Origin of the sequence: Acinetobacter sp. YH16052 (genome assembly GCF_013417155.1) — a bacterium.
In the GTDB taxonomy this organism is placed as follows: Bacteria; Pseudomonadota; Gammaproteobacteria; order Pseudomonadales; family Moraxellaceae; genus Acinetobacter.
On sequence record NZ_VPEO01000004.1, the window covers coordinates 81435 to 106716 of the forward strand.

General features: G+C 40.6%; 22 protein-coding genes and 1 tRNA gene. 12 read left to right on the forward strand and 11 right to left on the reverse strand.

Annotated features, from left to right (window positions below):
• Positions 1–982: 982 nt before the first annotated feature.
• A complete protein-coding gene (locus FTV42_RS04135; RefSeq protein WP_004279347.1) occupies positions 983–1177 on the reverse strand; it encodes a hypothetical protein in 195 nt (64 codons plus the stop codon).
• Between the two features lie 503 nt (positions 1178–1680).
• On the opposite strand from FTV42_RS04135, the gene sbmA reads away from it, so the two are divergent.
• The 5 genes from sbmA (at position 1681) to FTV42_RS04160 (ending at position 7407) form a co-directional block, all read left to right on the forward strand.
• Positions 1681–2874 (forward strand): peptide antibiotic transporter SbmA, encoded by a 1194-nt coding sequence (gene sbmA, locus FTV42_RS04140; protein WP_180037607.1) that lies wholly within the window; start codon positions 1681–1683, stop codon positions 2872–2874.
• 621 nt (positions 2875–3495) lie between these two features.
• A complete protein-coding gene (locus tag FTV42_RS04145; protein ID WP_180037609.1) occupies positions 3496–4530 on the forward strand; it encodes a hypothetical protein in 1035 nt (344 codons plus the stop codon).
• Between the two features lie 277 nt (positions 4531–4807).
• The gene (locus FTV42_RS04150; protein WP_005251208.1) at positions 4808–5329 is read left to right on the forward strand and encodes a hypothetical protein; all 522 of its coding nucleotides are present in this window, start codon (positions 4808–4810) and stop codon (positions 5327–5329) included.
• Positions 5330–5406: 77 nt separating this feature from the next.
• On the forward strand, positions 5407–5802 hold the full coding sequence (locus tag FTV42_RS04155; protein ID WP_004279354.1) for a lysozyme inhibitor LprI family protein: 396 nt from the start codon (positions 5407–5409) through the stop codon (positions 5800–5802).
• Positions 5803–6228: 426 nt separating this feature from the next.
• Positions 6229–7407: a helix-hairpin-helix domain-containing protein gene (locus tag FTV42_RS04160; protein ID WP_180037611.1), complete on the forward strand. Its 1179-nt coding sequence runs from the start codon at positions 6229–6231 to the stop codon at positions 7405–7407.
• Between the two features lie 98 nt (positions 7408–7505).
• On the opposite strand, the gene FTV42_RS04165 is transcribed toward FTV42_RS04160, so the two are convergent.
• From FTV42_RS04165 to gatC, 4 genes are all read right to left on the reverse strand, one after another.
• Complete coding sequence (locus FTV42_RS04165) at positions 7506–8150, reverse strand: hypothetical protein (protein WP_092819813.1); 645 nt, start codon at positions 8148–8150, stop codon at positions 7506–7508.
• Positions 8151–8236: 86 nt separating this feature from the next.
• A complete protein-coding gene (gene gatB, locus FTV42_RS04170) occupies positions 8237–9718 on the reverse strand; it encodes an Asp-tRNA(Asn)/Glu-tRNA(Gln) amidotransferase subunit GatB (protein ID WP_180037613.1) in 1482 nt (493 codons plus the stop codon).
• Positions 9718–11196 carry an Asp-tRNA(Asn)/Glu-tRNA(Gln) amidotransferase subunit GatA gene (gene gatA, locus FTV42_RS04175; protein ID WP_004646217.1) on the reverse strand — a complete coding sequence of 493 codons (1479 nt, stop codon included), beginning with the start codon at positions 11194–11196 and terminating at the stop codon, positions 9718–9720. Before gatA ends, gatB begins: the two co-directional genes overlap by 1 nt.
• Positions 11197–11248: 52 nt before the next feature.
• Complete coding sequence (gene gatC, locus FTV42_RS04180) at positions 11249–11563, reverse strand: Asp-tRNA(Asn)/Glu-tRNA(Gln) amidotransferase subunit GatC (RefSeq protein WP_004279359.1); 315 nt, start codon at positions 11561–11563, stop codon at positions 11249–11251.
• A gap of 132 nt (positions 11564–11695) precedes the next feature.
• On the opposite strand from gatC, the gene FTV42_RS04185 reads away from it, so the two are divergent.
• The 6 genes from FTV42_RS04185 (at position 11696) to FTV42_RS04210 (ending at position 16447) form a co-directional block, all read left to right on the forward strand.
• Positions 11696–12742 (forward strand): rod shape-determining protein, encoded by a 1047-nt coding sequence (locus FTV42_RS04185; protein ID WP_004279360.1) that lies wholly within the window; start codon positions 11696–11698, stop codon positions 12740–12742.
• A gap of 16 nt (positions 12743–12758) precedes the next feature.
• Positions 12759–13616, forward strand: a complete 858-nt coding sequence (gene mreC / locus FTV42_RS04190; RefSeq protein ID WP_180037615.1) for a rod shape-determining protein MreC — start codon at positions 12759–12761, stop codon at positions 13614–13616.
• Positions 13603–14094, forward strand: coding sequence for a rod shape-determining protein MreD (mreD, locus tag FTV42_RS04195; protein WP_004730376.1), 492 nt, complete (start codon positions 13603–13605; stop codon positions 14092–14094). The genes mreC and mreD overlap by 14 nt, the downstream gene beginning before the upstream one ends.
• On the forward strand, positions 14082–14648 hold the full coding sequence (locus FTV42_RS04200; protein ID WP_180037617.1) for a Maf-like protein: 567 nt from the start codon (positions 14082–14084) through the stop codon (positions 14646–14648). The genes mreD and FTV42_RS04200 overlap by 13 nt, the downstream gene beginning before the upstream one ends.
• Positions 14649–14686: 38 nt before the next feature.
• Positions 14687–16141: a ribonuclease G gene (rng, locus tag FTV42_RS04205; RefSeq protein WP_180037619.1), complete on the forward strand. Its 1455-nt coding sequence runs from the start codon at positions 14687–14689 to the stop codon at positions 16139–16141.
• A 132-nt stretch (positions 16142–16273) separates the two neighbouring features.
• Positions 16274–16447, forward strand: a complete 174-nt coding sequence (locus FTV42_RS04210; protein WP_004646222.1) for a PA1571 family protein — start codon at positions 16274–16276, stop codon at positions 16445–16447.
• A gap of 208 nt (positions 16448–16655) precedes the next feature.
• On the opposite strand, the gene FTV42_RS04215 is transcribed toward FTV42_RS04210, so the two are convergent.
• Positions 16656–18038: a wax ester/triacylglycerol synthase family O-acyltransferase gene (locus tag FTV42_RS04215; protein WP_114541186.1), complete on the reverse strand. Its 1383-nt coding sequence runs from the start codon at positions 18036–18038 to the stop codon at positions 16656–16658.
• 463 nt (positions 18039–18501) lie between these two features.
• On the reverse strand, positions 18502–19236 hold the full coding sequence (locus FTV42_RS04220) for a phosphoadenylyl-sulfate reductase (protein ID WP_180037621.1): 735 nt from the start codon (positions 19234–19236) through the stop codon (positions 18502–18504).
• Between the two features lie 204 nt (positions 19237–19440).
• On the opposite strand from FTV42_RS04220, the gene thrH reads away from it, so the two are divergent.
• Positions 19441–20058 (forward strand): bifunctional phosphoserine phosphatase/homoserine phosphotransferase ThrH, encoded by a 618-nt coding sequence (thrH, locus tag FTV42_RS04225; protein ID WP_004646225.1) that lies wholly within the window; start codon positions 19441–19443, stop codon positions 20056–20058.
• Positions 20059–20117: 59 nt separating this feature from the next.
• Here thrH and FTV42_RS04230 read toward each other — a convergent pair whose 3' ends face one another.
• From FTV42_RS04230 to FTV42_RS04245, 4 genes are all read right to left on the reverse strand, one after another.
• Complete coding sequence (locus FTV42_RS04230; RefSeq protein WP_005247011.1) at positions 20118–21269, reverse strand: OmpP1/FadL family transporter; 1152 nt, start codon at positions 21267–21269, stop codon at positions 20118–20120.
• A gap of 317 nt (positions 21270–21586) precedes the next feature.
• Positions 21587–23134, reverse strand: coding sequence for an outer membrane protein transport protein (locus FTV42_RS04235; protein WP_005247010.1), 1548 nt, complete (start codon positions 23132–23134; stop codon positions 21587–21589).
• 337 nt (positions 23135–23471) lie between these two features.
• Positions 23472–23547: transfer RNA gene (locus FTV42_RS04240), tRNA-Arg, on the reverse strand.
• 88 nt (positions 23548–23635) lie between these two features.
• Positions 23636–24991 (reverse strand): amino acid permease, encoded by a 1356-nt coding sequence (locus FTV42_RS04245; protein ID WP_180037623.1) that lies wholly within the window; start codon positions 24989–24991, stop codon positions 23636–23638.
• Between the last annotated feature and the right edge of the window lie 291 nt (positions 24992–25282).

Below are 25282 nucleotides of genomic sequence, written 5' to 3' on the forward strand. Positions count from 1 at the left end.
ACATATTTCATTTAACAGACTGGCTTTAAGTGCAGAAACGAAACACTTTTAACAAGTACAGTTACTTTGTAAGATTTAGAAATATTTTGGTAGAAATCCAGTATTGTTAATAAATTTTAAAAATAAATTATGAGGATTTTATATTTTAAGATTTTCTTGGATTGATTGTTTTTCAGGATTTTACATAATAAGATTTATTATTTAATCTTTATTTTTGAATATGTATTTTTTAATTAATTTTTTAGAATATAGTATTTATTATTAATTTATTTTTTTATTTTTAAATATATGAGGGAGATGTAATTTTGAGATCTTTTTAAATAGAATAATCTAAATAAATTTATAAATTGGGCATATATAATTAAAATATTTAACTTAAGTTTATAAAAATTAATAATTTTTAAAATTGGCTAAGCTGTCTTAAAAGAAAAAATACTAATATTGGCTAGAGGGAAATTTCGTATTATCAAATTTTCTTGGGATCAATTGCAGAGCTATACAATTTAAACAGCCTCTTAATTTAGCATCTCAGATTATTTTTTAATTCTTATTGATAAATTTTATCAGAGGATAAAAAATCGAAGAAAGATGAACGCCAGTTCTATGACTAAACTCTGAAAATAACTTGAATATTCTTTTTTTTGAATCGAAGCGTAGGTATTAGATGAAGTTGAGCTAAACAGAGAGAAGAGATGTAAAGGTGTCATCGCAAGGACAGAGTAGATACAAAAGACCGAAAACAGATCATTAGTGATCTTACATAGGTTACAAAACTAAATGATGTTTCAATTAAACAGAATTTTTTGCTCGAATGGATATGAGCCAATTTAAAATCAGTAAATGATGACAGAAGAGGAAAGAAATAATTTTTTGAAAAAATAATAAAAGAGCAATCAAAGTGGAGAAAAGCTAAGGGTCGTATCCTATAAGTTAAGAAACCCAACTCAGATACAACCCATCTATTTGCATAAGAGAAAAATACTCAAATTTCTCGCCACACTTCATTTTTGTCTTTTAAAGGAATGGTAAAGTTAAAGTCATCATCATTACTGACCAGAAGACTGGTTGGAGTCTGCATGACCACTTTCAAAACAGTACCGGCTTCAAAAATAATAGGGTCGCAGTTTTCTTTTTGTAGAGTCACCGGTTTAAGTAATTCAATTACTGAACTTTCCATAGTTTTTTCCAAAATAAGATTACTTTTCGATAATTAAATCATAGCATGATTTTTGAAAATTTAACTGTTTCTTCAAAAACTGAGAACTTGATCAATGACTTATTCAAATAGGGAGTAGTGCTCTATTTAGATTAAAGATACCTAGAAGACATGCAGTATGTCTGATTTTCATCCTATTCTCGCAGTGCTCAGAAGCATGAAGTTCTTTTACATAAACCCGACAGATAACAGGCATAAAAAAGTCTATCAAAATAACGAAAGGTCAAAAATATTATGGTTTTTCTGTTTTTTGATATCGCTCGGCTAAATGATAAAAATCGAGAATATAAGGAAAATCATAACGCAGAGCTGAATGATAAAAATAATTTTCTAGAGACTCGATATCTTTCTATCCTTTTTTACACTAAATTGAAAATTAATGCTTTATAACAGTAAAAATCTAAAATAAGAATAAACTATGCGTCATTTGGATGACCAAGAGACATAAGGAGAACTGGGTCGGCATGTTTAAGTCATTTTTCCCGCAACCCGTCTGGTTTTTTAGCAGCCTGATTTTGTGGTTTATCATTAATCTTGTACTTTGGCATAGTGGCGGATCAGGATGGGGAACCTATCTGGGTTTTCCTGAAGGTTATTCTGATGAAAAGCTTACAATCGCTATCGGGCGTTTCTGGTCAGCTCAATTCATCTGGTTCTATCTCTGGTATTTCATTGCAACTACGATATTTGCGCTGTTCTGGCAATGGAAAGCCGGACATCGATGGCAGCGCTGGTCGGTCTGGGGCTCGGCATTTATTCTGTTTAATATCTGGTTCGGGGTACAGGTCAATGTCGTATTAAACGAATGGTATAGCCCGTTTTATGATCAGATTCAACAAATGCTCACTAAGGGTGGTGGGGATGTTTCATTGCTGTATCAAGGCGCATTAACCTTTATTTATATTGCGATGGTTTATGTCACTTTAGCGGTATTTAACCTGTTTTTTGTCAGTCATTATGTCTTCCGCTGGCGTACCGCGATGAATGATTATTACACCGCACATTGGGAGCAGTTACGTCATATTGAAGGTGCATCACAACGTATCCAGGAAGATACCATGCGCTTTGCCAAAACCACGGAGCAGTTAAGTGTTTCCTTGATCGAAGCGCTGATGTTGCTGATGGCATTCCTGCCGATCTTATATCAGCTCTCTAGTCATGTGAAAGTTTTACCGATTGTAGGGGAAATACCGCATGCTTTAATGTGGGCCTCGATCGGCTGGGCAGTATTGGGTACGGTTATTTTGATGGTCGTGGGAATGAAATTGCCCGGACTGGAGTTTAATAACCAGAAGGTTGAGGCAGCCTATCGTAAAGAGCTGGTCTATGGCGAAGATTATGCTGATCGCGCACATCCGCTGACATTACAAGAACTGTTTAGCCGGGTACGCTGGAATTATTTCCGGTTGTATTTTCACTATGCTTATTTCAACATGGTTCGGATCTGGTACTTGCAGTTAGACAATATTTACGGATTATTTATTCTGTTTCCAAGTATTGCAGCAGGGGCAATTACTCTTGGTTTGATGATGCAAATCCTGAATGTATTTGGCAAAGTGCGGGAATCTTTCCAGTATCTGATTCTGTCTTGGCCGACGATTATTGAACTGATGTCGATCTATAAACGGTTGAAAGCATTTGAATCACATATTGATTAATTTTTTCTCGTATTATTATCCTGCTTTATCAGCCAAACAGTTTTAGGTTTGGCTTTTTTTATGGCGATTTAGTCTACAAAATCCAATAGAAAATATCGATCTGACCGTTGGTCAGATGACTTAGGTAAATCGTGTCAGAACCTCCCAATATTGGGGTATTCAGATATTTTTTTCTTGTCTAGAATCCTAAGGGCCAGCCAAGATGGCGTTTAATTTCCGGTGGTTTGACGTATAAAAATAACAAATGTACGTTGAGGAAATTATTCTTATGCTGATCTTGTTCAGGTAATGTTATAGCGGATAAAAGGTAAATTTATTACCCATTATAATAAAGGTCTGTAGCGTTTTCCCTGAATAAGCCGCCGGAGAAGGACTCACTGCCTTCTTCGGTTTTTTATGTGTTTTTTCTATCTTTTTCTTGAGTCCTGAATGAAATTGTTTATTATTTGATCTGACTTAAAAATGATACTTGTGTCAATTTTTACCACATGAAGCTTGGCATACTCAGCAAAGTTGAGGCTGATATGTGCCTTTTTACCATTTAAATATTATAGTTATCAATATCTTGTGTTTGTTGTTTTGTACTATTTACGCTATGTTATACGGGATTTTGGGGTTGAGATGTTTGCTGTGAAGCTAAAAGTAATAATTCTAATAATAGGGGCAGCAGGTTTAGCTGGGTGTAATAGCGTGAATCGGTTGAAATCAGAGGTGTTACATCCTTTTGCCAGCCCGGAAGAACTGATTGCCAAACGGGCTTTGAACCAACGTGATGGTAGCGCAAAAGATTATGTTTATCTTTGGGGACAAGCACAGAAAAATAACACGACTCAGGCCATGTATCCGCGTTCGATACTGACGCAATATTGTCATGAACAGGGTGGTAAATTTTCACTGCTGTATAAAAGTAATTTTAGTGCAGTGGCAGATGTTGCCCAGCGTAAACGCCTGAGTGCCAATAGGGGTGTTGTACAAGGTAGTGGTGCCTATCAGTGTCGTATGGATGACCTGACTGAAAGCTGGATTGTCTCGATTGAGCCAATTTCTGAACGACAAGTTGATAAAACTAGCCAGACACGTAGTGTTCGACTATTCACCCAGGTCATGAGTCTTTCTCAAGCAAAAAACTTTTATCGTCCAACTAAAGCCAGGGTTGCTGTGGAGAAAACCACACCTGCATCGATAAAAACCACGACTTCTCCTAAGACTCCTGCCGCAAAGACGACAAATGAGCTGAAGGAATCAGCACGTAAAGAATTAGAGCGAAAGGAATTAGAAAGAAAAGAGCTTGAGAAAAAAGAAGCAGAGAAAAAGCAGCTAGCAGCGGCATCAGCTCGAGCTGCGGTAGCAGAAACACCGCAACAACATCAGATGAAGATTTATGTGGCAGCACGACGTGATATTAATAGCGGCAAGAATCTGAATAATGCCTGTAACAACGCCCAGCGTGCCTATAACTATGGCAAATTGCAGGGCACAGAGGGAACACGTGTCTATACTGAATCAGGGATGCTGGTAGCGCGCTGTTTAACCAGTGTGCCGAGTTATAGCAGCCGTTTTTCCAATGCCAAAGGTCAGGCGGTAAAAATTTTGCAAAACCTGGCCAATAATTATAATCATGCCGGAGCAAAGAATATGCTCAGGCAGGTGAAGTAGGACTATTTTTTCCTTCTTAATCCATCCTCTTTCGAGCATCCTTAAAATACATTCTGAGGATGCTTTCACTCGCCTTTTTTTTAAAGTGGCGTCTTAAAAAATGCTGAACAGAGACGGGGATTTCTAATCTTAAACTCACATTTACACTCAATACACCTAATCAGATATCGGTCTTTTGCCCGTGGCTTGTGTATTGCCATAAATTACAGAGTAATAACACGGGCAAGGTGCGAGTCTATGATACAAAGTAGCTGATTGTTAAAAAAGAGATTCGCTTATGTCACGCCAAACTGAGGTTATCCGTCGCAGATTTACAGCTAAAATTCGGTGGGGATTAATGGCAATGGCCTTGATGGCTACCACCCAAATGGCTATTGCGGGGCCAACCGTCGAGCAGCTGAGTAACTGTCTGGTGAAATCCACCACGGCAGCAGATAAAACAACGGTGCTGCAATGGACCTTTGTTGCCTTATCTGCACATCCGGAATTGAAGAAATTCAGTAATGTGAATGAAGCACAAAGAACCCAGCTGGATAAAAATTTAGCCCAAGTATTGCAGCGTATATTGGTAGAGCAATGTTCTGCACAGACCAAAGCGGTAATTGCTGCGGAAGGCGTACAAGCGGTGGGTGACAGTTTTCAGGAACTTGGACGGATTACCGGTGAGGAAATTTTAGAAAATCCTGAAGTGAAAAGTCAGCTTAAAGGTGTGCTGCGTTATGTGGATTTAAATAAACTGGTGGTCACTTTCTTGACACCGGATGTGTGGAATAAGTTGGGTGAGTTAAGAGGGAAATAACTGATTGAATGCATGCGTGCCAGGGTTCAATTATGGTATTTATTATGAATAACATAAATGAAAAGATAGGGGTTGTTATGTTCAAACGCACTGCTTTATTGGGTTTAAGTATGTTTATACTTCCTCCTGCGCTGTACGCAGGGGACAATGATTTGAGTCGGCAATACTCAAATTGTATGGATCGCTCAGGTGGCGTTACTGTAAATATGCTGGATTGTATTGCGGCCGAAACAGATCGCCAAGATACACGGTTAAATAATGCCTATAAACAGACGATGGCATCGCTGAATGCAAACCGTAAAAAACAGCTTCAAGAGGTTCAGCGTCTCTGGATTCGCTATCGTGATGCCAATTGCGATTTTTATGCCGACCCGAATGGAGGGACGATTGCAACTGTAAATAGCAATAGTTGTTACATGGAAGCGACTGCCGCACGTGCGACTGAATTAGAAAATTTAAGAGAAGAGTATTAATTTAAAAAAATCCTCTCCCTAGCCCTCATCCTTTCTTGCGCTTCATTTTAAAGCAGTGCTTTAAAACTTGCTCAGGAGAGGGAACCACGCGTATCAATTGATGACGTGGCAAGTCCTCCTTTGAAAAAGGGGGATTTGGGGGGATTAAATTGATAATGAAAGCTCCTTCTCCCACTGGGAGAAGGCGGGGGATGAAGGTATTAGTCATGCATAAAAAATGACTTTGACAGTTGAACACGTCCTAGGTCTTCGAGTTTGGCGATAGAGGATATTTTTTTGATGGTCATGTTATTTTGGTGTGAGATATTTGGGGTGATTGTAAGGTTAAATTTTCTATTCAAAAATTAGCATTTTATGCAGATAAGAAATTAATTTCAGATTATATTATTGAGTGTTTAGCTTTTGAAAAATTAAGGTTTTTGAGCAATGTATAAGAAAGAAGAAGCGTTAAGAATTGTTGAAGAAGGGCTCAAAGAATTAGAGTCACAGAAAGGAAGTATAACTGTTGCTGTACAAAAACTCTCTAGAGCTTCGAACTTGCTAGAAGAAAAAAATTATTATATTTGGGCTGAAATTGAACTTGGTAATGAAAAATATATTGAACCTTTAAAAGAATTAGTTTCGAAGATTTTGGATGAAGCTCAGCATGGCAAAAGTATTAACCTAAGTGATCAAACTTATAAAGATCTGCTAGAGACACTGACGAAAGTTGATATTGATATCAAATTTCTCTGCACAGCCAATTTTTTGCTCCAAAAAACTAATTCTGGTACTGGTGGGCTTAATAAATCGATTCATCATCTTGAAGAGCATTTACCATATCTCAAAAAGCATGGTAATGATAAAACCTTGTACTTGAATAATGTTCAAGAGAGATTAGCTTATGTTAAAGGTAAGTGTCATAAGTATTTGACTGATTTATATAATAGATTGAAATTTTCAGGTACAGTTGCTTCGGGCTTTGATCTCTTAAAAAATGCCGTAGATGACAAATTACTTGATCTGGATCCTGAGATCGCTGAACAACTCATGTTAGCGTTTAGATCAGTTTCATCTGATTCTAAAGAAGAATGGTCTCAGGCTTTAGCAACATGTAGGCGCTTATTAGAAAGCTTAGCAGATATATTATATCCTCCTACAGATGAAAATATTAATGGTCGTACTTTTAAGCAAAATCAGTATATAAACCGAATTTGGAGATTTATGGATGTCGCTATTGAATCTAAAAGCAATAAAGATATGGCTAAAGCGCATTTAGATTATTTAGGGAGTTGGATGGCTGCTGATTACACATTAACATGTAAAGGTGTGCATACAGAAGTATCGCAACTTGAAGCGACGAAAGCTATTTTTCATATTTATTTAATGCTTGCAGACCTTTTAGAGTATTTAAATATTGATCCTCAAAATAGAACAACGCAACCATTAATTACAGAGGTTTCGTTGGATGAAATCGAAGCATTACTTAATGTAAAAAGAGATGTAGCTAAAGCAATTATAGTGGCAAGAGTCAAAAATAAAGGCTTAACGCTTAAGCAACTATCAGAAGTACAAGGTGTAGGTTCAAAGACAATTGAAAAAGCAAAAGAAGTTTTTACATTTTGAGTTGGAAAACCCGTCCAATGACGGGTTTTCTTTTTCAAAAAAATCATATTAACCAATCAATTTCTTCATCAATTCATTGATTTAAGAATATGGCGGATTTATGAAGCCAAATCTATAGTAAGATCTGTTTCTATTTTTTGTTGAGCTTGAATACTTTCTTGAGCATTATTTATTATATTAAGAAATTTTAAAGCTTCTCCCATGTCATCAGCTTTATTCAGTGAAAAAATAGCACAAATGAAAGAGGCTATTCCTATGAGTGGGTCAAACCAACTAACACTAGACAGATTAATAATATCTAGACATAAAAAGCCAGAGAAAAAAGCCATTAAATAATAGATAAAATAAAGGAATATTTTTGTTAGAACACAAATATACCAATTTTTTGAAAAGGTCATTTGATCATTTTTTAGGGTTATTTTGATATACCTGTTTCCCCAATGATAGTGGTCGGTAAGTATGTCAAACTTAACTAGCCTTTGTTCATGTAAATTAATAATGTAATCTATTACTTCAGCACTGATTCTTGGTGTTCGTGTCAAATTTTGTGCAGCTTTATCTCTCAAAAGTATAGGTAACTCAGAACTTGTATTTTTATAAAATTTTTCAAAATATTCTGTGAAATTTTCTAGGTCATCTTTAAATTTTTTACGTTTGTGTTGATGAATAATGTGTAAGGTGACAGGTATAGAACATACTGTGACTACAGCAGATAGAATTGGAAGAACTGAACTAATTTCCATAAGCTTCTTATTGGTTATTTTGTTTTATTAGTATACAAAAAAGCCCCGATAAATCGAGGCTTTTTAAATCAAATTAAAAGGTTAAATCAACCAATCAATTTCATCATTAATTCATTCACTTGAGCAGGGTTAGCCTTACCACGTGACGCCTTCATCACTTGACCAACTAGACCGTTGAAAGCTTTCTCTTTACCAGATTTATACTCTTCAACCATCTTCTCGTTAGCAGCAAGCACTTCTTTAATGATTGCTTCAATCGCGCCTGTATCAGTTTCCTGTTTCAAGCCTTTTTCCGCAATGATTTCGTCCGCAGTTTTGCCTTCTTCCCACATAAAGCCGAACACTTGTTTCGCGATCTTACCGCTAATAGTGTTGTCGACAATACGCGCAATCATACCGCCCAATTTCTCACTCGACACAGGAGAGTCGGCAAGGTCTAGGCCAGCTTTGTTTAAAGCACCGGAGAATTCACCCATTACCCAGTTTGCAGCAATTTTACCTTGTGCAGCGCCGCCAGCAGCTTTTACCACATCTTCGTAAAACTCTGACATTTCACGAGTCAGGGTCAGTACGTGAGCATCATACTCAGTCACACCGAAGTCAGCCACGAAACGCGCACGACGAGCAGCAGGCAGCTCAGGCATTTGCGCTTTAATCGCTTCGATTTGCGCATCTGGAATCACCACAGGCAACAAGTCAGGATCCGGGAAGTAGCGGTAATCGTTCGCTTCTTCTTTAGAACGCATTGAACGCGTTTCCATTTTCACAGGGTCGAACAGACGCGTTTCCTGATCAATGGTGTCATCCCAGTCCAGAATTTCCATTTGACGTTCAATTTCAACATTGATCGCTTGTTCAATGAAACGGAATGAGTTCAGGTTTTTCAATTCACAACGTGTACCAAACGGTTGACCCGGACGACGTAACGACACGTTACAGTCACAACGGAACGAACCCTCCGCCATGTTACCGTCAGAAATACCTAACCAGCGCACTAAAGTGTGAATTGCCTTGATATAAGCAACCGCTTCTTCAACCGAACGCATATCCGGTTCAGAAACGATTTCAAGCAGCGGCGTACCGGCACGGTTCAAGTCAATGCCTGACATACCTTCGAACTGGTCATGAATCGATTTACCTGCATCTTCCTCAAGGTGCGCACGGGTTACGCCAATGCGTTTAACCGTGCCATCTTCAAGCTGGATGTCGATATGACCCAAGCCCACAATCGGGTTGTCCATCTGGCTGATCTGATAGCCTTTTGGAGAGTCCGGATAGAAGTAGTTTTTACGCGCAAATACAGACGCCTGATCGATGTAAGCATCGATACCCAGACCAAAGCGAATCGCAAGATCAACCACTTCTTTGTTTAATACCGGTAATACGCCCGGCATAGCCAAATCAACCAGGCTGGCTTGCGTGTTTGGATCATTACCGAAAACAGTCGATGAACCTGAAAAAATTTTGGTATTGGTGGCAAGCTGAGTGTGAATCTCGATACCAATAACGACTTCCCAACCATCAATCAGGTTGGATTTTGGTTTAGCCGATTTTTGAGCTTGAGCCATTATGCGTTCTCCTCAGCAATTGCAGCGCGTTTTGTATGCCAATCGGTGGCCTGTTGATACTGGTGTACCACAGACAACAATTGAGATTCTGACCAGTAATTACCAATCAGCTGTAAGCCAACTGGCAAGTTATTTTGGTCAAAACCGACAGGCGCGTTAATCGCAGGAAGACCTGCCAGATTTACCGCAAGCGTATAAATATCGCCCAGGTACATTTCAACTGGCGTTAAATCTGCACCAATTTTATAGGCAGTCGTTGGCGCAGAAGGTGCTGCAATGACATCGACCGATTCAAATGCTTTAAGGAAATCTTGCTGGATCAGGCGACGTACTTTCTGTGCTTTTACATAGTAAGCATCGTAATAACCTGCAGACAGGGCATACGTACCAATCAGGATACGGCGTTGCACTTCTGCACCAAAACCTTCTGAACGTGAACGCTTGTACAGGTCCATCAGGTCCACAGGATTTTCTGCGCGATAGCCATAACGTACGCCATCAAAACGTGATAGGTTCGAAGAAGCTTCGGCAGGTGCGATCAGGTAATAAGTCGGAACATAGCTTTCAGTCATGTTGAGGTCGATCTCAACAAGCGTAGCGCCCATTTCTTCTAACTTTTTAAGTGATTCTTCGACACGTGCTTTAACATCTTCAGCTAGGCCAGCAACATTAAAATACTGTTTTGGAATACCAATGCGTAAACCTTTTACTGAGGTAGCGTTCAGGTTCGCGACATAGTTATCTACCACTTGATCCATTGAAGTTGAATCTTTGGCATCATGACCGGCCATGACATTCATCAGGTAAGCACAGTCTTCTGCAGAACGTGCCATTGGACCACCTTGGTCTAGTGATGATGCATAGGCAATCATACCGAAGCGCGATACACGACCGTAAGTCGGTTTAAGACCGGTCAGACCACAGAATGATGCAGGTTGACGGATTGAACCACCGGTGTCAGTACCAGTTGCAAATGGTGCCAAATCCGCTGCCACAGCTGCTGCAGAACCGCCTGAAGAACCACCAGGGACATGGCCCAGGTTCCAAGGGTTGGCAGTTGCGCCGTAATATGAGTTCTCAGAGGTCGAACCCATCGCGAATTCGTCCATGTTCACTTTACCCAAAGTGACCAGGCCCGCAGCTTTACCTTTCGCTACAACGGTTGCGTCGTAAGGAGAGATAAAATTGTCCAGCATTTTTGAACCGGCAGTGGTTTTAATGCCTTGGGTACAGAAAATATCTTTGTGGGCAACTGGCACACCAGTCAGGGCAGAGGCATTGCCAGCTTTGATTGCAGCATCGGCAGCATCAGCTTGAGCCAATGCCTGTTCAGCAGTCACGGTCACATAAGCCTTGACCTGTGCATCAATTTTTTCGATGCGTTTTAAATAGTGTTGAGTCAATTCGCGGGATGAAAATTGAGCATTTGCCAAACCTTCAGTCAGTTCACGAATGGATAAGCGGTGTAAATCTGTCATGAGAAATAATTCTTTACGTTTAATTTAATAAAAAGAATGAACTGGGTAATAATTACTCAATCACGCGTGGGACGAGATACAAACCGTCCTGTACAGCAGGTGCAACTGCTTGGTATTCCTCACGATGATTGCTTTCCGACACGACATCTTCACGTAAAGGCTGTGGGTGGTCGAAAGGGCTTTTCAGTGGTTCAACACCGTCGGTATTGATGCCTTTCAGGGTTTCCATCATGCCTAAAATTTTATTTAAACTTTGAGCATATTCAGCAGATTGCGTATCATTGAGAGATAACCTTGCAAGGTTGGCAATAGCTGAAACTGTTTCTGCACTTAAATCTGCAGAATGCTGTGCATCCGATGTAGACATAATATTACCTAATCAGTATTAAAAAAATTCAAATTATCATGCGTTATGATAAGCGATTGACTTGTCCAAATCATCACATTTAGTTAAAGTGGCGACCTTGCGTCCATATAAAGTTTAACTGAGAACGTCCCCGTGATTCTAAAACGACTAATAGGCTTGTTTTCGCCCGATCTTGCCATTGATTTAGGTACAGCAAATACACTTATTTATGCGCCAGGACGAGGCATTATATTAAATGAACCAACGGTTGTAGCCATCCGTCATAGTGGTTCACATAAAATTGTTGCGGCAGTCGGTCTTGAAGCGAAGCAAATGCTAGGTCGTACCCCAGCCAATATCTCAGCGATCCGTCCTATGAAAGACGGTGTGATTGCGGATTTTGAAGTCACTGAGACCATGCTGAATCAGTTCATTCGCAAAGTACATGAAAACCGTTTATTTACTCCGGCACCGCGTGTCGTGGTTTGCGTGCCATGTAAATCGACTCTGGTTGAGCGCCGTGCCATTCGTGAAGCCGTGTTTAATGCGGGCGCACGTGATGTACGTTTAATTGAAGAGCCAATGGCAGCAGCGATTGGTGCAGGTATGCCAGTTGAGCAGGCTTGTGGTTCGATGGTGGTCGATGTTGGCGGTGGTACCACTGAAATTGCAATCATTTCCCTACAAGGTTGTGTTTATGCCGATTCTTTACGTATTGGCGGTGATGTCTTTGATGAACAGATCATTAACTATGTGCGTAAGGCGCATGGCTGTGTGATCGGCGAAACTACGGCTGAAGTGATCAAAAAAGAAGTGGGTATGGCTTTGCCTGATGAAGGCGCTAAACCGCTTGAAATTGAAGTTCGTGGTCGTAACCTCGCAGAAGGTGTGCCTCGTGCGATTGTGGTCAATTCAGATGAAGTGACCCAAGCGATTTCTGATCCATTGCAAAACATCGTGTCTGCGGTGAAATCTGCTTTAGAACACACACCTCCTGAGCTTTCTTCGGACATCGCTGAACGTGGTATCGTGTTAACCGGTGGTGGTGCATTGTTGCGTAATCTTGACAAACTGCTTGCCAAAGAAACTGGCCTGCCAGTTGTGGTTGCAGAAGATCCACTGTCTTGTGTGACACGTGGTGGCGGCAAGGTACTCGAATTTTTCGACAACCCAAATCATGACATGTTATTCGTAGGCTAAGAAAAGGATTCGGCGGGTGCAAGCACATCTGTTTTCTCGACAACCGCCATCTTTTCGCTCTTTTATCATTGCATTGGTAACATGCCTGGTGGTGCTTTTCTTTGATTGGCGCATGCCGCATGTTGTTCAACCTGCAAGGGATGTCCTGTACGCTGCTTATAATCCTATTTATGCGGTGGCCAGCTATCCGGTATTGTCGCGAGAGTGGTTGAATCAACAAACCAAGTCTGAAGCTCAATTGCGTCGGGAAAATACCGCGATGCAAGCCGAGCTCTTACAGGCACAGGTACGCTTACAAAAAATCTCTGAACTTTCTGCTGAAAATACCCGTTTGCGCGGTCTATTGGACACGCCGCTGATCATTGATGGACGTATTGAAATTGCCGAAGTGATTGGTACCGATGCCGATCCATTACGGCATATTATCGTGATCAACCGTGGTTCGAATAACGAGCTGAAAGTGGGGCAAACCGTACTGGATGACAAGGGTATCATGGGGCAGATTATCAATGTCTATCCGCATAGTAGTCGGGTCATGCTGTTGTCTGATAAAGAACATTCACTGTCAGTGCGCCTGGAAAATACCGGAATGCGTGCCATTGTTTCGGGCACGGGCGATCTGGGACGTTTAAAAATGGAATATGTACCGACCAGTGCTAACATCAAGGTTGGTGAAAAAGTCTATAGTTCGGGCTTGGGCCAACATTTTCCGGCAGGTTATCTGGTAGGGCAGGTGTCTAAAGTACAACGGGATAATTCCGGTGAATTTGCCCAGATTGATGTCACGCCTGCAGCCCAACTGGCTGGTGGACATCATGTGGTGGTGTTATTTTCCGATTCATTAGCGATGGAGCAACCGCATGTCAATCGCTAAGATGAAATCCAGAAAGCATCGTGATCCTTTAATGGCTATTGTCATTTCGGTGATTGTGGCTTCTATTTTAATGGTCTATCCACTTTCTTATAATCTCTCGGGCTGGCGTCCGCTGTTTATGCTGATGATCATGCTTTTCTGGGTGCTGTGCCAGCCGACCTGGTGTGGGATCTGGTTTGCCTTTGGTACCGGTATTTTTATTGATCTGCTGCTGGATGCACCTTTGGGTCTGAATGCGCTGAGCTTTATCATTATTGCCTTTTTAGCCCGCTTTCTAACCCGTGAGCGCCGTATCCTGACCTTTAATAATCTCTGGGTGATTATGGGGCTGGCGATTGTCGCATATCTGCTGATGATCTTTTTTACCCAGATTATAGCTGGCGTGCAATTTTCTTATGCACGGCACTGGATTCCGATGCTGACCAGTATTCTGGTTTGGCCTGCTATTTATTATATGCTCAAAAAATGGCGCATATAATTCTAGCTTCGAGCTCACCCCGGCGTCGCGAGTTATTGCAACAACTCGGGCTGAGCTTCGATATTTACAGTCCCGAGATCGACGAATCTCTACAAGCAGGCGAGTCGGTCGCAGCCTATGTTGAACGTCTGGCACGTGCCAAAGCCGATGCCGTGGCAGAGCTTTATCCTGATGCAATTATTATTGCTGCGGACACCAGTTTGGGGGTGGATCAGGAGATTTTGGGCAAACCTGAATCCAAACAACATGCGATTGAAATGTGGACAAAAATCTCCGGTCGGTGGCATGATGTATATAGCGGTGTCTGTGTTCGTACAAAGCATGAAAAATACAGCATAGTGGTACGCACACAGGTCGAATTTCAAATCCTGAGCGCTGCAGATATGGAAAGTTACTGGGCGACAGGTGAGCCACTGGGTAAAGCAGGGGCTTATGCAATTCAAGGAATTGCAGCACGTTATATTCCAAAAATACAGGGCAGTTATTCCAATGTGGTTGGCTTGCCTTTATATGAGACAGTACAGTTATTACAGACGGTTAAGGCACTAAATTAACTGCTGAAAAGAATTCTTATAATGTTTTGAGTGTAGTTATGTCTGACGAGTTGTTGATTAACGTCACGCCGATGGAATGTCGGGTCGCGTTAATTGAAAACGGCACGGTCAATGAACTGTTTGTCGAGCGTACGGCCAAGCGTGGTCTGGTAGGGAATGTTTATAAAGGAAAAGTGGTGCGGGTCTTGCCCGGCATGCAGGCTGCTTTCGTAGATATCGGACTCTCTCGCACTGCGTTTTTACATATCAATGATATGGTCTGGCCACGCAATCAACCCACGCCTAATGTTTTTGAGCTGCTTCAACCGGGACAAGTCCTCACGGTTCAGGTGATGAAGGATATGCTCGGCACCAAGGGTGCGCGGCTATCTACCGATCTCTCTATTCCTTCGCGTTATTTAGTGTTGATGCCATATGGCAATCATATCGGTGTATCGCAACGGATTGAATCCGAGGAAGAGCGCAATCGCTTGCGTTCGATCATTGAGCGGATTCAGGCAGAACATAAGCTGCCAGGTTCAGTGATTGTACGTACTGCGGCAGAAGGGATTGAAGAAGAAGCCATTGCACAGGATATGGCTTATCTGGCCAAGCTTTGGGAATATATCCAGCGCAAGCAAAAGATTATTGCAGTGCCGTCCTTGATCTTTGAAGAATTGCCTTTACCGCAGCGGGTGATTCGTGATCTGGCCAATGAAGAAACTGCCAAAATTTACGTAGATTCACGTGAAATTCATGCCAAGTTGCAGGAATTTGTCGAAGAATTTGTTCCGAACATGAGAGACCGTTTGCTGCATTATCCGGGTGAACGGCCAATTTTTGACTTGTATAATGTCGAAGAAGACCTGCAAAAGGCATTGCAAACTCGTGTCGCATTGAAGTCCGGCGGCTATCTGATGATTGACCAGACTGAAGCCATGGCCACGATTGATGTCAATACTGGTTCTTATGTTGGTGGTCGTTCGCTGGAAGATACGGTTTTTAAAACCAATATGGAAGCGACCGATGTCATCGCACGTCAGTTACGTCTGCGTAATCTGGGCGGAATTATTATCATTGATTTCATTGATATGCAGGAAGCGCAGCATCGTGAAGAAGTAATGAAACAGTTTGAGCGCATGCTGGAACGTGACCATGCCAAGACCAAGATTACTCAGGTATCGGAACTGGGCCTGGTAGAAATGACCCGGAAACGCACCCGTGAGTCGCTGGAACATTTGCTCTGTGAATCTTGTCCGACCTGTCAGGGACGTGGTTATGTCAAAACAGCCGAGTCAGTATGTTACGAAATATTCAGGGAAATTCTGCGTTATGCCCGTGCTTATGAGTCACAGAGTGGCTTTACTGTCGTCGCGCATCCTGCTGTCATTGATCGATTATTGACGGCAGAAGCGCCTGCAGTCGCTGATCTAGAACATTTCATTAATCGCGTGATTAAGTTCCAGGTGGAAAATCTGTATACGCAAGAGCAATACGATATCATTCTCAGCTGAAATTGTAACAGAATATCGTTAAACACTTGTTACATCTGAAATTTTACAATCGGGCCTTTATTTACAATACTAGATGCATGAATTAGCCAAAGCCGTTTCTCCCAGTTTCAGGCTTAGCAAAAGGAGTGTGTGATGAGTATGAGTAAAGCAGTAATCCATAAAGGCCTAAAACACGTATTAGAACCAAAGACTGTACATGCGGGATATATCGTTGATGAGCGCGGTAATGAAGTTCAGATTACCGCGAGCATGATCCGTAACGTCTGCCATCAATTATTACAACAGTGCCGTACTATTAAAAGCTGATTATATTTGTGCATTGTTTTTAACTTGTCAAAAAATGATTTGGATAGATGATTAAAATCGAGAAGTCTTCCAAAAATTCTAAAATAATTTAAAAAGATTTCAAAAATAAAGAAAAGGGACCAGATCGGTCCCTTTATTCTGTGCTCAGAGACTAGCAAAAATGATCAACACCTTTGACAATCCATCTGTCTTATTTATTCATCCGCGGCTAGCTTACCGCCCGTAACTTTGGGACAGGTTCGCCATCTACAATAAGTTCAAAACGTTGAATTTCTTCTTCCAGATGTGTCAGCAAATTCTGCATTTTCGGCAGGGCATTACGACATGCGGTCAAGCCGACTTCCAGTTTATCTAAATAGCTGGTCATGGTGATATTCAAGGCCTGACCATCCAGTACGATAGAAGCCGGATAAAGTGCTTCAAGACGTGCACCATTCCAGTAAAGGGGCTCTTGTGGTCCAGGTACATTGGAAATAATGACGTTAAACGCCTGACGTGTTGGCATTAAACCGGAGGCAATATTGAGACCTGCTGCGCCATAAACAAAGGCACTATAGTTTAAGATTTGATTGGCATTCATGCGTTTAAAGCGCTCTTTGGCACTCAACACACTGCGGCGTACGATCTTGAGACGTTCCAGTGGATCTTCTTTATGCGTACCCAGATTGGCTAGAATCATGGTAATACGGTTGGATACATCCGAGTCATCACTGCGAACCGAAGCTGGAACCATGGCAATTAACGGTTTTTTCGGTAAGGCATTTTGCGATAATAAATATTCACGTAATGCACCTGAACAAATGGCCAAGACAATATCATTAATGGTCACGCCCAATGCCTTAGAAATATGACGTAAACGTGAAAACTCGAAAGACTGGGCTGCAAAGCGACGTGACGCACTGACGCGTTGATTCAGAATGCTACTTGGTGCCTGAAAGCTGGATACATAATCCGGATTACGTCCCATATCTTTCATGACGGTTTGCGATAGTTCATAAGCAACTCGTGGCGCACATTCCAGTTGCCCCTTAATGGTCTGCAGGACATTTTTAAACCTGTTAACTTTAGGTGCTTTAAGGCGTTTGGCACGCGGTCCTTCCACACACCATGGCGGTACAATACTCTTGGCATTTGGATCATGTGAAAGCGACTTTTCGACCAGACGCATGCCAGCAATTCCATCTACCATGGCATGGTGTATTTTGAAATACATGGCAAAACGATTACCTTCAATGCCTTCAATGATATGACAGGTCCATAAAGGTTTTGCACGATCAATCAGGGCACTATGTTCTTGAGAAATATAGGTCAGCAATTCACGGATACGGCCCGGTTTTGGCAGGGCGATATGACGAAAATGATGATCTAAATCAAATTCCTGGTCTTCATCCCAAAACAGGCCGTTTAAATAATTGTTAAAAGGTGGGATAGGGGAGCATTTCGAATTTTGGATATCCGTGACTAGATCCTGAATAAAGGAAGCTGGCGCATTGTCGGGAATTTGGAATAAAAATAGTCCACCTACATGCATAGGCTGCTGCCGTTTCTCTAAAGTTAAGAAAATAAAATCAATTGGATGTAATGGACGCATAGCGTGGATTGCCTCACTGCATTCTCTATGGCTTTTTTGTTAAAAGGCCTTGTTAGAATTATTACTTTAGTTTTTAAAGTATATCTTTTTTAGCATATAAATGAACTGCTTTATCTTGCCTCAACTGTGAAAAAGTGGCTATTGACAAGAACAAAATATCTTCCTAAGTTTATGAAATGTGAAAATTTTAGTTTTAAAATAGTTTTCTAAAAATAGTATTCACTAGGCGAAGTGGAGTGTAACTTAATAATTATGTGTTATTAAAAGAATAGCATTGTGTTCAATTTCACATTTTATGCAAATAAATCAATGAGCTAAAATTTTATCAATTCTTTAATTAAAATAATATTATCCCGATAAAAGGTAATTTCTATCTTGTCACTAAATGTAAAATTATCAATTAAAAAAGACTATCTTTATTAAAAAATAGTCTTTCAATCAATAGGAACGATAAAACTTAACTTTATTTTTTTAGATTGCCAGCATGTAAGCCACATTCTTTATGGGTAGCTTCTTCCCACCACCAGCGGCCTTCGCGTTCATGCTGATTTGGCAGCACAGGGCGAGTACAAGGTTCACAGCCGATAGAAACAAAACCTTTCTCATGCAGGGCATTATAAGGGACTTCCATCATACGGATATAACTCCAGACATCTGCACTGGACCAGTTGGCTAGAGGATTGTACTTAATCAACTGCTTTCCAGGACCGGAGAAACCTGGATCTGCCTGAACCACAGGAATTTCATTGCGTGTACCCGGACTTTGGTCTTTGCGCTGACCGGTAATCCAGCCATCCAGTGTGGTCAGTTTTTTACGTAGCGGTTGAACCTTGCGTATACCGCAACATTCCTGATGGCCATCTTCAAAAAAACTGAATAGCCCCTTGGTGGTGACTAAATTTTGTACCGCATCCGTTTCAGGGAAGCAGATTTCAATCTCGATATTATAATGCTTACGCACTCGTTCAATAAACTGATACGTCTCTGCATGTAGACGGCCAGTATCCAGACTGAATACCCGGAACGGTTTACCGAGATGCGATGCCATATCAATCAATACAACATCTTCAGCACCAGAAAATGAAATCGCAATTTCACCTTGCTGGCCCAGTGCAAGTGCCAAAATTTCATTGGGCGATTTATCAGCATATTCAGATGCAAGCGCATCAATACGATCAATAGTAGGAATGATGGTCATGAGAGTCCTGGCGATATAGGCTTGGAAAGGACATGGCCTATATTAGTTAATTTCACATCTATTTTAATAGAATTGATTTAATTGACTTATCACTAAAAAATAAATACTTATTAAAAAAATAGATTTAAAAAAGTACAGTGCAAAATCTGTTTCTTCAGCTATGATAGTGCAAAATTTTTTCAATACAACTTAGAGGGAATGTTCATGGAAGTCGTATGTCTAGATTTAGAAGGTGTGTTGGTTCCAGAAATCTGGATTAACTTTGCCAAAAAAACCGGTATTAAAGAGCTTGAAGCGACGACTCGTGACATTCCTGACTATGATGTACTGATGACCCAACGTCTGAATATTTTAAAACAGCACGGTTTAGGCTTGAACGATATTCAGGAAGTGATTGCAGAAATGGGTCCATTCCCAGGAGCAAAAGAATTTGTGAAATGGGTGAGTACGCATTTTCAATTAATTATTCTTTCAGATACTTTCTATGAATTTGCACATCCATTGATGAAGCAACTGGATTGGCCGACGATTTTCTGTCATAAACTGGAAACGGATGAAGCGGGCATGATCTCAGCCTATAAACTTCGTCAGCCAGATCAAAAACGTCAGGCTGTTAAAGCACTGCATGGTTTGAATTTCCGTGTGATTGCGGCAGGGGATTCTTATAACGATACTACAATGTTAGGTGAGGCAGACCATGGTTTCCTATTTGATGCGCCTGAAAATGTGATTGCTGAATTCCCGCAATTCCCGCCAATTCGTGGTTATGATGCGTTAAAAGAAGCAATTCGTAATGCTTCAGTGCGTGATATCCCTGCTTAAAGAATTTAAGTAAATAAAAAGGCGCTATAAGCGCCTTTTTTATTGAATCTATCAAAAAATCAGAAGCGGTAACCGATTTTCATGCCATATGCGATTGCAGTGTTATCGGTGAACTCTCCTACAACATTAGGGCCTGCTTTAGCCTCAGCGTCACCTAACCACATATAGCGAACACCTGCTTGAATAAAGTAATTTTCGGCTGGGCTATATTGTCCACCTAAACCTACACCCCAGTAACCTTCGGTTGGTCCTAGTGTTGTTACAGGATTACCTGCACCTGAGTCATAACTTACTAAAGCAGAGCCAGACCATTTGTCGCTAAATTTACGGCCAACACCAACATTTGCAGACCATTGATCATCTGAGTAGTCAATCAAATTACTACCTGAGCGTAATTTTAATAAATTAGGTGTTACTGCAAATTGGCTCCAATTTACCCAGCGTACGTTAGCAAAGGCTAAAGTATTTGCTGCAATACCTGTTTGAAGATCTAAATTTACAGATTGAGGTGTTGTAGCTGTAACATCTGGTGAAAGAGGCGATGCAATAGTTCCAAATCCAAAGCTCTCTGTTGAATTTGCCTCATGATCGATTTCTGAACGATAAGTAATAGCTGCTTTTAAAGCAATTTCAGGGATTTGATAAGCGAAACCAGCAAGCCAGCCCCAAGCTTCTTCTTCATCAAGTTTAATATCATAGCCCGAATTTCCATAAGCTGCACCTCGTAATGCAATTTTAGCTTCTACAGTTTGCCAAACAGGTCCAGCATAAAAATTCCAGTTTTCAGTTGGTTGATAACCGATTAAAGCTGTAAGGTTATTAGTTTTTACTTCTACTTGAGTGCTTTCTCGTTGAGTACTAAGAGGATTTACTTGTGAAAAACTTACATTATTTGTTGGATAAATTGAATCGGCACCATAAGGTTGATCATAAATCAGACCTAAAGATATTTTATCAGTTGCTTGAACTTTAATAGCAGCAGATGGAAAGTAGTAGTCTTCTGCCATGTCGCTGATAGATTCATTACCTAGTTGAGGAATAGATTTTCCAGATACGCTAGGATCAATCACAGTAATACCTGCTTCAGCATAATTACCCGGCTGTAAAAAAGCAGAAATAGATTGACCAGAACGGTCTAGGCCAGCTGCTTGAACTGCAGAAAGAGGTAAAGTGCTAAGTAAAATAGCAGAATAAATTTTATTGAGCTTCATGGTACGTTCCCTGATGCCATCTGTAACAAAAATGTGCAGGAAAAGTAACATAATTTTAAAAAGAGTAAATACTCAGCTCTGTTGAAGAAATGAACTAAGGCGGTTAAGGAAAGAGCTTGATTAGAGTTTTTATACTAATTTTATTGGTATAAATATATGAAAAATATAAGATTAAATTAACTTTAAATAATGTGAAAGGATTGAAGTTCTGTTAATTTTAATTGGTGCTAAAATAATCGAATGATATGCAAGTGAATAAAAATAGAGTAAAAAAGTTAAAAAAACCACCCGAAGGTGGTTTTTTTATTAAGGATATCTTAGAAACGGTAACCCATTTTTAAGCCATATGCCCATGCTTTATTGTCTTCAAATTCAGCGACGTATTCAGAACTACCAGCTTGCGCGCCTGTTTGTGCTTTTGCATCACCTAACATGAAGTATTTAACACCACCCGCGATGAAAGTAGCTGGTGTTGGACTGTACTGAAGACCTAAGCCTACATTCCAATAACCTTCAGTTGGACCAAGTGTAGATACAGGGTTACCTGCACCAGAGTCCCAACCTACAGATACGTTACCAGCCCATAGATCATTAAATTTACGACCCACACCTACAGTTGCTGAAATTTGGTCATCTTCATATTCAACAAGATTGAAGCCATCTGGGCGATCCACAATAGGGCCAACTGCTTCTGATATTAGACCAAATTTATAAGGTTGAATTGAGAATTTAGACCATTCAACCCAGCGAACATTCGCAAAAGCTACAGTATTCGCCATAATACCTGTTTGGAAATCAAGGTTTACAGACTGTGGAGTAGTAATTTTTGTCTCACCACTTGCTGCTGCAATAGCTGCTGCTGCTGCGGCCCCATTTGGGAGCAAAGCTAAAGCTGGTAAGGTTGGAATACTTTCATTCATATTAACATCATGGTCAATTTCAGAACGATAAGTAATAGATGCTTTTAATGCAATTTCAGGAATTTGATAAGCAAGACCGGCTAACCAACCTACAGAGCTATCTTCTGGAATAGACGCATCGTAACCATTGTATAAGCTGTAAGCCTGGCCACGTAATGAAAGATTACCTTTGATCGTTTGGTAAACTGCGCCACCGTAAATATTCCAATTCTCAGTTGGTTGGAAACCTGCAATAAATGATAAATTTTGAGTATCTACTTCTACGCTAGTGTTACCAGTGCCAAGTAATCCATTAATATTTGCTAACCCAGCATCGACTGTTGAAGTAACAGTATTAGTTACTTGTTGAGTAATTGCATTTGTTACGCCTTGCGTAATAGCATCAAGTGCGCCTGGAGTACCACGAATAGCTTGCTCTGCAATAGCTTGAGTGGGTGCCTGGCCTGCTGCAACTAAAGCAGCTGCACGTCTAGCTACTTCACCATTTACTCCAGCAGTCAAGTTGGCTGCTAGTGCTCCAGGAAGGTTTGCGGCTACATTTGTTTCGATAGTTGAGTCACGAATATCTGCTAACGCGTCAGGAGCTAAAATTGTATTCGTAGAATCGGAAACAAATACGTTATTACCTGTATAGGTAGCATCTGCTCCAAACGGTTGGTCATATAAAATACCAACTGAAAATTTGCTGGTTGGCTGAAATTTTAAAGCAGCACTTGGAAAATAATAATCACCCGCCATATCACTAATATTACGGCGAGTATCACTTGTTCCAGCTTCTTTACCAGATACATCTGGGTCTAGGACAGAAATACCTGCTTCAAAGTAATTACCTGGTTGCAGGAAGGCTGCAATTGATTGGCCTGAACGGTCCATTGCCGCAGCAAATGCACCCGTCATTGGTACAGTTGCAAGAATCATTGCAGTAGTTAATGTTTTTAATTTCATTTACGTCTTTCCTTGAGGTACAAATTTATATCTAGCGTTGTTGTTTGCACTTATTTAATTCTTGGAGATTTCGGGTATTTATCCGCAATCATTTGTTACTCCATGTGACAAAAATAGCACAATTAAAATAAGAGTAAATGCTCTAGAAAAAACTAATTAGTCTAAAAAAGCATCAAAATAGAGTTTTTACACCAAAAAATAGCCTCATTTTGAAATAAGTATTTGAAAGTAATAGAAATAAAATAATGAAGAAAAAATGATTTTTTGTATAAAAAATATTCTAAAAATATGAAGATTAACGCTAATTTTTTGAAGTATAGATCACATTTTGAAAGGATGGTGCGCCCTGCGGGACTCGAACCCACGTCGGTCGCTTAGGAGGCAACTGCTCTATCCAGTTAAGCTAAGGGCGCGAAAAGAAGGCTATTGTACTGTAAAAAATACAAAAAAAAGTTATTGCCGAAGCAATAACTTTTAAGGACTCATAGCTACAGGAGTTGTCTAGGTATTTTTAGGCTTAAGTAACTTAAACAGACCGAACATGACCACGATCCAAAGCGGGATCATCAAAATAGATTCCTGGAATCCTTGCGTCCACATGATGTAAAGAATCGTAAGAATGAAACCTAGAACCAGAATATTACCCGCCGGAGACCAAAGCGCAGGGAAGGAAGTCTTATGTGCTAGCTTTTTCATGCTTTGAATAAACTTGAGATGGGTCAGCGTAATCATGGCCCAGTTTAATACCAATGCACCGACTACGATGTAAATCAGATGGCTTAAGGCATCTTCAGGCACGAAGTAATTAAGTAGTACACAGCCAAAAATCAGCGCGGCAGAGAACAATACAGCAGGAATTGGCGTACCTTGCTTATTCACTTTCATGAAGACTTTAGGTGCATTTCCTTGTTGAGCCAGACCATAGAGCATACGGCTGTTGGCGTACATACCACTGTTATATACAGACAATGCTGCTGTCAGGATAATAAAGTTCAGTAAGTGTGCTGCCCAGTCAATGCCAAGCTGGCTGAAAATCATCACGAACGGACTTTTGTCCAGACCACCAAGTTCAAGCTGATTCCAAGGCACGAGTGACAACAGAATCGTCAAAGCACCGACATAGAAAATCAGAATACGGAAAACCACCTGATTAATGGCTTTCGGAATGGTTTTTTCCGGATTTTCAGCTTCTGCAGCCGCCATGCCGATCAGTTCAATACCACCGAAGGCAAACATCAGGAAGGCCAGCATGTAGAACAGACCTTCAAAACCATTCGGGAAGAAACCGCCCGCGGTCCAAAGATTGCTAAAAGATGCGCCTGAAGAAGCATCAGCAGTCAGGATCAGATACAGGCCAAAGACAATCATCGAGATGACCGCAGTCACTTTAATGATAGAAAGCCAGAATTCCGATTCACCGTAGAATTTCACATTGCCGAGGTTGACCAGTGTAATCACGATAAAGAAAAACAGTACCGATGCCCAGGCTGGAATATGCGGCCACCAGTAGTTGATATATTTCGCAACCGCAGTAAGTTCGGTCATGGCCACCAGGATATACAGAATCCAGTAGTTCCAACCCGCAAGGAAACCGGGAAATTTTCCCCAGTATTTATAAGCAAAATGGCTGAATGAACCTGCGACAGGTTCATGAACAATCATCTCACCCAATTGACGCATGATTAAAAATGCAATCAGGCCCCCAATGGCATAGCCTAAAATAATAGAAGGACCCGCAGATTGGATCACCTGTGCGGAACCTAAGAATAAGCCTGTGCCAATTGCACCGCCCATGGCGATCAACTGAATATGACGGTTCTTTAAGCCACGCTGAAGTTGTGAAGACTCGTTATTCAAAGTGTTCAGCCCGACAATGGAAAATGATAAGTGGCTGATTGTAATTGATCAGACTAAAGAAGCCTAGTCCATCCTAAGAATGAAATATTGTTGGAGGAATAATAAAAAATATTCATATAAATAACTGAAATAAAATATAAATGAATCAATATATTAATTTTATTGAAACTGTTACTGACGAGTTCTCTGTTTTCTTGGATAAAATACAAATGCCGTTTTTTTATACTAAGGTCTGGCAGTCAAGCAGTTCTGCTTTCAACATACTATACTTTGAATATAAATATTGAATAA